This window comes from Massilimicrobiota sp. An142 (assembly GCF_002160725.1).
GTDB classification, from domain to species: Bacteria; Bacillota_I; Bacilli_A; order Erysipelotrichales; family Coprobacillaceae; genus Allocoprobacillus; species Allocoprobacillus merdigallinarum.
Map to the genome: position 1 here is coordinate 23,605 of NZ_NFLD01000034.1, position 9,546 is coordinate 33,150.

Below are 9,546 nucleotides of genomic sequence, written 5' to 3' on the forward strand. Positions count from 1 at the left end.
TAGGCATCTCACCTACCCCTTTTCTCACTGTTATTCATAAGAAACTGTAACATTTGTTAATACATCTTTTAATTCTTTTGTATTTGGATCACCTTTCGCGTTTTCATCAACATCCTCGCTACTTATAATTTTTATAGATCCATTTTTAACTGATTCAAAAATTTTATCATAATCATTTTTTGTAAATTTCTTAAATCTTGAGAAATCATCAGATAAACCAACATAATCTCCTTCAGCATTTAAAACATGTAATCCACCTTCAAATTCACCAGCATAAAAAGCAGCAATTTCATCAGAAACAGATTTCTTAACACCTTTCATAGCTGAAGTTAAAACAGTTTGACTTGCATCTTTTTGATCACTATCAACACCAATAGTCATTTTATTTGTCTGTTCAGCAGCAGCAAAGACTGAGTTACAGATTTGACCACCACAAGAGAAAATAATTTCAGTATCTGTATTATACCATCCAGCAGCTTTTGACTGAATATCAGGTGATTCATTAAATGTTCCAGTATATGTATATTTTACATCAACATTAATTCCTAATTCTTTAGCGGCATCATTAGCTCCTTGTAAATATCCATAACCATAGTTAATAACTGAAGGCAATGCAATACCTCCTATGAATCCTAGTTTTGTATAACCTTCTTTGACAGCAGCATATCCAGCTAAATATCCTGGTTGTTCTTCTTCATATTTAACACAATAAACATTTTTTGCTGGCTCAGCAGGTTTTTCATCAGCTTCTGCAGGTGTTGCATCAACCAAAATAAAGCTTATATCAGGGTATTCATTTTGAATATTAGCAATTGTCTGGTTAAATTTAAATCCAGGACAAACGATGATTTTAGCACCATTATCAATCGCATTTTCAATCTGCTGAGTATAACCAGCAGTATCAAAACTTGATGGCTTATAATACTTGTATGTTACCTTATTTTTTTCACCATATTCTTCAACAGCTTCCCATGCAGATTGGTTAAATGATTTGTCAGAGATTGTTCCCTGATCAGTAACAAGTGCAATTTCATAACCATCTTGATTCTTTCCTTCAGAATCTCCTCCATCGCTTCCGCATCCTACTAGCATCATTGATAATGCCAATAAAGACACAAACATTTTTTTCATATCTTGTTTTCCTCCTTTAACATTCTAACCATATTTTAACATTATTTTCACAAAATAAAAAGAGAAAACGACAAATATCTTTATATTCGTCATTCTCCCTTTTTTAGAATATTTTATTTTTATTGATATATTCAATGTTTTTTATAAATCTTCTTCATGATATTGTCGAATATAAACTTCACGAGGTTTACTACCAAGCTGTGGTCCAATAACCCCTTCTTCTTCCAAACGGTCAATAATACGAGCTGCTTTATTATAACCTATTCTAAATTTACGTTGTAATAAAGATGTACTGGCCTTTTGAGCCTGAATAACAAATTCTCTACATTTTTCGTATTCTTCGTCTTCTTCATCAAAGTCATCACTTCCCTGTGTTGAGGAAATAGACTTGACATTGACATATTTGTCTTCATAAACCACTTCTTGTTGAGAAGAGACATAATGAACAATGGCTGACACTTCTTCATCACTTACAAAACACCCTTGAACACGCATTGGCGAAGATGATCCCATTGGTGAAAAAAGCATATCCCCTTTTCCTAATAGTTTTTCTGCTCCAGATGTATCCAAAATTGTACGTGAATCAATGCTTGATGACACTGCAAAAGCTATACGTGATGGTATATTGGCCTTAATGACACCTGTAATAATATCTGTAGAAGGTCTTTGAGTCGCAACTATCAAATGAATACCAGCTGCTCTAGCCATTTGTGATATACGCATAATACAATCTTCAACATCTTTACTGGCAACCATCATTAAATCAGCAACTTCATCTAAGATAATAACATGATAAGGTAAAATTTCTTTTGGTTCATCAGTATGATCTTCATTATATGTTTTCGCAAATTCATTATATCCTTGGATATTTCTTGCATTTACACTTGCAAACAAATCATAACGTCTTTCCATTTCAGCAACGACTTCTCGTAAAACTGCAGCTGCTTTTTTAGGATCAGTAACAACAGGTGCCAACAAATGAGGAATTCCATTATAAATAGATAATTCAACTTTTTTAGGATCGACTAAAATCAATTTCACCTCATCTGGTTTAGCTCGCATCAAAATAGATGAAATAATTGTATTGACACAAACAGATTTCCCTGAACCTGTTGCCCCTGCAATTAATAAATGAGGCATTTTATCCAATTGTGCAAAAACAGGTTTCCCAGACACATCTTTTCCTAATGCTACAACAAGTGGATTATGCTGATATTTTGAATTTGATAATAAACTTTTTAAAACATCTTTAAAACCAACCATTGCTGCGCTTTGATTAGGAACTTCAATTCCAACATAAGGTTTCCCTGGTATAGGAGCTTCAATTCTAATATCTGCCGTTGCTAGTGCTAATTTGATATCATCTTGTAACTGTAAGATTTTATTAACACGTGTACCAATTTCCAATTTCAATTCATACTTTGTAATTGTCGGTCCTATAAAAGCATTTTCTATTGTTGCATTGACCCCAAATTGTTTAAGAACATTGGTTAATCTTGCAGCGTTCTTGTTTGCTGCACTCTTTTCTTTAGAAACATTATGCGTTGATCTTGTTGACAACAATGATAGTGGCGGTAACTGATAGTGTGATAAATCTGTTTTCTTAGGTGGCTCTATGTAAGATTCTTGAGGACTATCCTTTTCTTCTTTGATTTTTAAAGGTTTTTTTTCTTTAATATCTAATTTCATATTATCTTGATCAAATTCAAAAGTACTTGTCATTTCTGGATCAATCTTTTCTTCAACATCATCAAAAGCAGAATCAGGAAAAAGAGGAATTTCTTTATCTTTTGACAAGAAATCAAAGAAATGAGATTTCTTTTTTAAAACAATTGTTTGTACTGGTGTTTCTTCTTGTTTAGATACTTTTGGCTTTTTCTTCTTTGTTTTTTGATGTTGAAAATAAAGTTTACTAAAAATCAACGCCAAACCAATAATCAAAATAATAATTGATAAAATCAACGCACCTAAACTTTCAAACAGCGAACTAAAAACACCATATAAACAAATGCCAATAAATCCACCTTTATTCATCTGTTGACTCTGAAGATATGTAGAAATAACCCCCATTCCACTTGCCTGTGGCTGACTAGGAATAGAAGCAATAGTCAACATACTGATAAAAATCGCATAAATACCAATTGCTTCTGGTCCATTCAAACGTGGAATTTGAGCCTTACATAATATATATATACAGACGACAAGAAGTGCTAAATAAACAACACCGTATAAATTTCCGGTTAAAAAAGCAACACAATTATGAATTCCCTGTCCAATAAATCCCAATCGTAAAGCTGATACAATAATAGCAAAGATCACAAATAAAATAATAATTCTCAAACGTAACTTTTCTTCCAAAATCTGATTCTTAGATTTTTTTGAACGCTTTGTTTTCGCCATTATGCTCACCTTCTTTCATTTTTCCATTATAACAAAATCTCACATTAATGAAAAGAAAAAGCAAGATTTCTCTTGCCTATATCTCGACAACAACACCAATAAAAACAGGTTTCTTGCCAGTTTCCTTTATAATATATTTCATTGACTGTTCTTTCATCATACTTCTTATTTCAGCAATTTCCATATCAGGATTATCTTTTAACTGACTAACAACTTTTTCACAAATTTCAATAACATGCTTAATAACATATTCAGAATCTTTTAAATAAACAAATCCTCGACTTTGACAATCCGTTTGAGCAACAATTTCTTTTGTTTCTCGTGATATTGTTAGTCCAACAATGACCACTCCATCATTTGCTAATTGAATACGATCATCAATGACCTTTTCACCAACATCACCAATACCGATACCATCAATCATGACATCATCAATCTCATACACATCACGACTTTGTAATAATTCTCCCTTTTCAAATGTTACACGTTCCCCATTATCCATAATAATGATATGCTTATCAGGGATTCCCATATCTTTGGCAATTTGTTGATTAAAGATAAAATGCTGATATTCACCTTTCATTGGAATATAGTATTTTGGTTTAAATATTTGAATAATAACTTTAAGATCTTCTTTTGATGCATGCATAGAAAATAAATCTTTATTTTTTAACAGATGAACATGTGCATCTGTTTTATATAATCCATTATGTGCTTTATTAGCAATCTTTTCAGTACCTGGCAAGACTGGTGAAGCAACAATAAATGTATCACCTTTTCTTAATTTCAATAAGTCATCTCCACCATCAATAATATCACAAATATCATGATAGATACGACGTGGACTACCACTTAACAAGATAACATAGTTACTGTCATATTGTGGCTGACCAATTTTTTCTTTATCACCTAATAATGAATCAGGTACATTTAAAACAGGTTTTTTAGACCTTTGAGCAATTCTCAATAAACTATTTGTATTATCATATTTATCACGTCCATAAAAAACGATTTGACGTTTGTATTTTTTTGTAAGTTCAATAATTTCCTGAGTTCTAAAGACATTTTGCGCATAACTAGAAATAATGATTCTTTCATAGCTATCTTCAAATATATGATCAATCTTATTTGTCAGTTTATGATTTGGAGAAGTATATCCATCATGTTTAGCACCTGATGATTCAACTAATAATGCCAAAACACCTTTCTTACCAATTTCCATCATTTTTTGAATATCACATTGAAATTCCTTTGGAGCACCAAAATCAATAATAAATTCACCACTATAAACAAGATAACCATAACTTGTCCAAAGTGCTACTCCAACACTTCCAGGAATAGAATGTGTCACTGGGAAAAATTCAACAGGAACACCTTCGATATCAATAGAAGCATTACGATGAACAGCATGTAAATCCAAATCAATTTTTACATGATTATGACGTTGAAAACGTTCTATCATTTGTTTGATTAAAAGTGCTGTTAATTGTGGTGCATAAACAGGAGCATGAATGCTTTGAAGTAAATAAGGCAGTGCTGCCATAGCGTCATCATGACCATGTGTTATGATAATTGCCACAACCTGATCAGCTCTTTCTTCTAAATATGTAAAACTAGGAATGATGATATCAACACCTAGTTTATCTGAATCAGGGAATCGAAATCCTGAATCTATTATAAAAATTTTATCATTAATTTCAAAACAATACATACTTTTACCCATTTCAGCTTGTCCACCCATAGGTATAAACTTTATGACATCATTTTTCATTTTTTCACCCTTTCTTTTCATGATTACTCTTTAATATCATTATACATTTGTTTTCTCTTTGTGTATAGATGTTTTCAAAAGTATGAATATCATATCATATTATATTCATGGCTTCAAATTATTTTTTCTGATAATTTTCTATAAGCGACTCTAACTCTTGTTGCAATTGTGGTGTAATACTTGTCAAAGGACTTCTTAATATATTTTGAATATAACCCATTTCACTTAAAATATACTTTACTGGAGCGGGATTTGGTTCTTTGAAAAGAAATTGGCTTAAAATCTTCAAATGTGCATCATCATATTGTTTTCTTTTTTGCATAATTCTTTCAATTAACGGATAATCAATATGACTTGCCACTGAAATAAGACCATCAATATGATATTGTAAACCTTCCAACAAAAGATGATCATCACCTAAATAAACTTTAAAATGCGGTAATGCTTTTTTTATTATTTTGATGTCATCTAATGGTCCACATTGTTTCATTCCAATAATATTTTGATGCTTTGTTGCTAATCGAATGACAGTGGAAGGCGTAATACCAACTCCACAACGACTTGGAATATTATAAATCATTATTTTCTTATCTGTTGAAGCTCCAATCATATCAAAGTGCCTATAAATTCCTTCCTGATTCGGTTTTATATAATAGGGAACGATAACTAAAAAAGCATATATAGTCTGATTATCTTTATACATTTGAATATGTCTAATAACTTCGGCTGTACAATTTGAACAGATTCCTATAATAACACGAATATGTGGATATTTATCTAATATTCTTTCTACTAATACTCTCCTTTCTTCAAGCTTTAGTGTAGATGTTTCACCTGTTGTCCCACACAAAACAAAAGATTTGTTACCTTCATGTATCAATTTATCTAACAAACGAAATAATCCTGGATAATCAATAGACTGATCTTGATTGAATGGTGTTATTAAAGCTGTAAAGATTTCTTTCATTTAAATCTTCCTATACCCTAATAAAAAAGGTTGATTTTGCTGATGTTTCAATGCGAAATGTAATGTATCTAATACTTTATCTTTAGCCGCAATCATGCTTTGTGGCTTTCTTTGATAATCGTCTTGAAACATAGGAACAAAATAAAAATTTTTCTTATTAAAAAGCGAAAAAAGATGAACACCACTGTTAGATAGAATATCATTTGAATAAACCCCTAATACAATCGGAATTTGATTACGTAAACATGATTTAACCAACATTGTTACACAATTATCATTAATACCTAAATCTATTTTATTTAAAGTCGTAGCATCACAAGGATAGACAAGTACAGCATCCAACTGTGGTTTTGGTCCATAGACTTCAGCCTCTTGAATCGTTGTATGAATATCTTTATGAGTAATTTCTTTAATCTTTTCTTCTAGCTCTTCATGTGTATAAAAACGAGTATCTAGTTGATGCACATGTGGCGTTATAAAAACTTCTACATCATAATGTTGACAAACTTGTTTTAAAACTTCCAGCATATCATTCATACTACAAAATGAACCTGTTACAGCAAAACCAATTTTATACATTTTTCATCTTCTCCTTCATAAAATCTGTCATCATCCTACCAGCATACCCATATGCATATTTACTAGGAATAGATGGCAAGATAATACTATTGAAACCTTTTGATAATGCATAGTGATGATCTACACCATATGGATAGGAAGCAATGTCAAGAATCATCATAGATGTTGGGGCCTGATCAAGCTTAGATGATGTCACTACCTGCGATGGAATTGTATTAATCAAAACATCACAATCACTTAAATCCATATGATCCAAATGATACGGTTTAGCTCCTGTTTTTTCAATGTCTTCAAAAAGCTGACGATTTCTTATTCCTACATGAACATAGGCTTGTAAAGCTATGAAATCACGAACAATGACCTGCCCACAATGCCCATACCCCAGCACATGAATTTGACTGTGATATATAGGAAAACGACGATGTGAAATCAAATAGGAAATGACACCTTCAGCCGTCAAAATACTATTTTTATCAATAAAATCTTCCTCATCTAAAAAAGCATAATATTGAAAACCGTATTGTTTAGATAATGCATCTAAATAATCATTATGAATCATTGTTATGATTATTGTCTGTGGATGCAGCTGTTTCCATGTTTTTTCATCAACAATAATTGTATCATGATGTAATAAAAGTCGATTTTTTCGATCAATTCCTTTTAAACCCAAATAAATCATTTGACAATAACGCAAATCTTTCCATTCATCAGTTACATAATATCCATTTTTCACCAATTCTTCCATGACTTCCTGTCCACGTAAATCATCATGATTAACAAAAATCAGCATTCCTAGTCACCTCATTTTAAAATATGAATTATTTTCCAATTGGTGACATTTTCCCATCAATAAAATATGAATAAATTGATGCAAGTGCGGTAAAATAGAATCAATATGATCTTTTCATGTATCTTTATTCTTTTCTATGTTTAGAATTTTCCTTTTTATTTTTTTAAAAAAGTATATAATTTTAAAGAGGTGTCTATATGTCTTATATTTTAATCTTTCTTTCAACATTATTTATTGCTACACGTAAAGATGTGATGTATGAGAATATTACAGGCGTGTCTACATTACCAGAATATCATCTTCTCGTTGTTGTTTATACAATTGTCTGTGCATTTTATTTTGCATATCAGACTTATCGTCATTTTCAATATTTAAATTATTATCCAAAATATATTCCCTATCTTATTGTTTTTACAACTTTCATAATGTGTATTGGTGCCATATGTCCGTATTCAAATGATCAATCATGGCTATCACAACTCCATGTCTATGCTTCGATGATTTCATCACTATTTTTTATTGTGATATTACAAATCTATACACATTATCTTTCTATTCAATATCCATCCATTTACATTCAAACTCACTGGATTTTTCATTGTGGTTTACAAGTGCTGATTATTTTATTTATAGTCAGTGGTCATGTAAGTGGAATCCTAGAAATTCTTTATGTCTTTTTTATTTGTCTATACCTTTTCTTAATTGATCAATATAGAATCAAAGGTGAATCACTGCAATGATTCACCTTTAAAAATAATAATGTTATTATCCATAACCAACGCTATGTAATTCCCATATGCCTTGATTATTTTTAATACAAACATATTGATATCCGGATGCATGATAGTTTCCTATAAATCCAGATGGTATGTTAAAGAATCCTGTATGGAATTCTAGATAAACAACTATAGCGTCCTGATATCCATAATCATTAATAAGTCTATTTTCCGTCTCTTGACTTTCTTTACCATCATAATGAACTCGAGTCACTGTAATCCCGTCTTGACTTATAAAATCAACAGCTTCATTCATAATCAATTGAATCTCGTCATTTTTATGCCTTGTATTATTGAATATATCTCTTTTAATTTCTATAGGCTGATGAATGAATATTGTGATAAGAGAGATTATAACGACTACTGATAATATTATACCTTTTGTTTTCTCCTTCATCTTTTTCCTCCTTATTTACATTCAATATTACAAAAGCAATGTGAAAATATAATGAAAAAAACAAAAATTTTATGAATAACATTAAACTGTTTTTTATAAACAAACATTTTATTCATATTCAGTGATACATAATTAGCATTATTCATTTCATCAAAAAAAGTAAGCCTATAAGCTTATTAAACTCAAAATCTTAGGGACAAAAATAATAAGCCCTATAACAACTGAAGCAATTGCACTTATTAAAACAGCACCTGCTGCAGTATCCTTTGCTATTTTAGCAAGAGGATGATATTCTTGCGTACATAAATCGACAACCGCTTCAATAGCAGTATTGACTAACTCTAAAGAAATAACGAGTCCAAACAACAAAATACAAACTAACCACTCTGTAATAGATAATCGAAAAAGAAAACCACATATAATAACCAAAAACATAAATACTAAATGTATTTTAATATTTCTTTCTTTTTGAATACATTGAATAATACCAGATATAGCATATCCTAAACTTTTATAAAATGGATCTTTGTGCATAGTCTTTTCTCCTTTAAAAAATTATATCATAGAAAAAAAGCAGACTCCACTTTTTTAACAAAAAAACCCTGATAAATCAGGGTCAATGGAGTCAACTTAGTATATTAGACTAGGTGACTCTTTTTTTATTTCTGTAATTCTTGTGGTATGACTATATGCACTCTTTATTATTATGCAAAAAAAGCGCATAAAGCCCCTGTT

At 30.7% G+C, this 9,546-nt stretch carries 9 protein-coding genes; 1 reads left to right on the top strand and 8 read right to left on the bottom strand.

Features of this window, described 5'->3' with window-relative positions; genetic code table 11:
- Positions 1 to 30: 30 nt before the first annotated feature.
- The 6 genes from B5E87_RS12370 to B5E87_RS12395 all read right to left on the bottom strand — a co-directional run bounded on the left by B5E87_RS12370 (position 31) and on the right by B5E87_RS12395 (position 7,638).
- Positions 31 to 1,131 (bottom strand): BMP family lipoprotein, encoded by a 1,101-nt coding sequence (locus B5E87_RS12370; protein ID WP_087245268.1) that lies wholly within the window; start codon positions 1,129 to 1,131, stop codon positions 31 to 33.
- A gap of 141 nt (positions 1,132 to 1,272) precedes the next feature.
- A complete protein-coding gene (locus B5E87_RS12375; protein ID WP_087245270.1) occupies positions 1,273 to 3,531 on the bottom strand; it encodes a DNA translocase FtsK in 2,259 nt (752 codons plus the stop codon).
- 76 nt (positions 3,532 to 3,607) lie between these two features.
- A complete protein-coding gene (locus B5E87_RS12380; protein WP_241147180.1) occupies positions 3,608 to 5,323 on the bottom strand; it encodes a ribonuclease J in 1,716 nt (571 codons plus the stop codon).
- A gap of 97 nt (positions 5,324 to 5,420) precedes the next feature.
- Positions 5,421 to 6,269 (bottom strand): 4-hydroxy-tetrahydrodipicolinate synthase, encoded by an 849-nt coding sequence (gene dapA, locus B5E87_RS12385; RefSeq protein WP_087245272.1) that lies wholly within the window; start codon positions 6,267 to 6,269, stop codon positions 5,421 to 5,423.
- Complete coding sequence (locus tag B5E87_RS12390; RefSeq protein WP_087245274.1) at positions 6,270 to 6,848, bottom strand: dipicolinate synthase subunit B; 579 nt, start codon at positions 6,846 to 6,848, stop codon at positions 6,270 to 6,272.
- Positions 6,841 to 7,638 (bottom strand): hypothetical protein, encoded by a 798-nt coding sequence (locus B5E87_RS12395; protein ID WP_087245276.1) that lies wholly within the window; start codon positions 7,636 to 7,638, stop codon positions 6,841 to 6,843. Before B5E87_RS12395 ends, B5E87_RS12390 begins: the two co-directional genes overlap by 8 nt.
- Positions 7,639 to 7,835: 197 nt before the next feature.
- Between B5E87_RS12395 and B5E87_RS12400 the strand changes: the two genes are divergently transcribed.
- Positions 7,836 to 8,378, top strand: a complete 543-nt coding sequence (locus tag B5E87_RS12400) for a hypothetical protein (protein WP_087245278.1) — start codon at positions 7,836 to 7,838, stop codon at positions 8,376 to 8,378.
- A gap of 25 nt (positions 8,379 to 8,403) precedes the next feature.
- On the opposite strand, the gene B5E87_RS12405 is transcribed toward B5E87_RS12400, so the two are convergent.
- Positions 8,404 to 8,811 carry a hypothetical protein gene (locus B5E87_RS12405; RefSeq protein ID WP_087245280.1) on the bottom strand — a complete coding sequence of 136 codons (408 nt, stop codon included), beginning with the start codon at positions 8,809 to 8,811 and terminating at the stop codon, positions 8,404 to 8,406.
- A 165-nt stretch (positions 8,812 to 8,976) separates the two neighbouring features.
- Positions 8,977 to 9,345 (bottom strand): diacylglycerol kinase family protein, encoded by a 369-nt coding sequence (locus B5E87_RS12410; protein WP_087245282.1) that lies wholly within the window; start codon positions 9,343 to 9,345, stop codon positions 8,977 to 8,979.
- Positions 9,346 to 9,546: the final 201 nt, after the last annotated feature.

Coding starts and splice junctions, on each gene's coding strand:
- B5E87_RS12370 (WP_087245268.1), bottom strand. CDS start 1,131: ATGAAAAAAATGTTTGTGTCTTTATTGGCATTATCAATGATGCTAGTA.
- B5E87_RS12375 (WP_087245270.1), bottom strand. CDS start 3,531: ATGGCGAAAACAAAGCGTTCAAAAAAATCTAAGAATCAGATTTTGGAA.
- B5E87_RS12380 (WP_241147180.1), bottom strand. CDS start 5,323: ATGAAAAGAAAGGGTGAAAAAATGAAAAATGATGTCATAAAGTTTATA.
- dapA (WP_087245272.1), bottom strand. CDS start 6,269: ATGAAAGAAATCTTTACAGCTTTAATAACACCATTCAATCAAGATCAG.
- B5E87_RS12390 (WP_087245274.1), bottom strand. CDS start 6,848: ATGTATAAAATTGGTTTTGCTGTAACAGGTTCATTTTGTAGTATGAAT.
- B5E87_RS12395 (WP_087245276.1), bottom strand. CDS start 7,638: ATGCTGATTTTTGTTAATCATGATGATTTACGTGGACAGGAAGTCATG.
- B5E87_RS12400 (WP_087245278.1), top strand. CDS start 7,836: ATGTCTTATATTTTAATCTTTCTTTCAACATTATTTATTGCTACACGT.
- B5E87_RS12405 (WP_087245280.1), bottom strand. CDS start 8,811: ATGAAGGAGAAAACAAAAGGTATAATATTATCAGTAGTCGTTATAATC.
- B5E87_RS12410 (WP_087245282.1), bottom strand. CDS start 9,345: ATGCACAAAGATCCATTTTATAAAAGTTTAGGATATGCTATATCTGGT.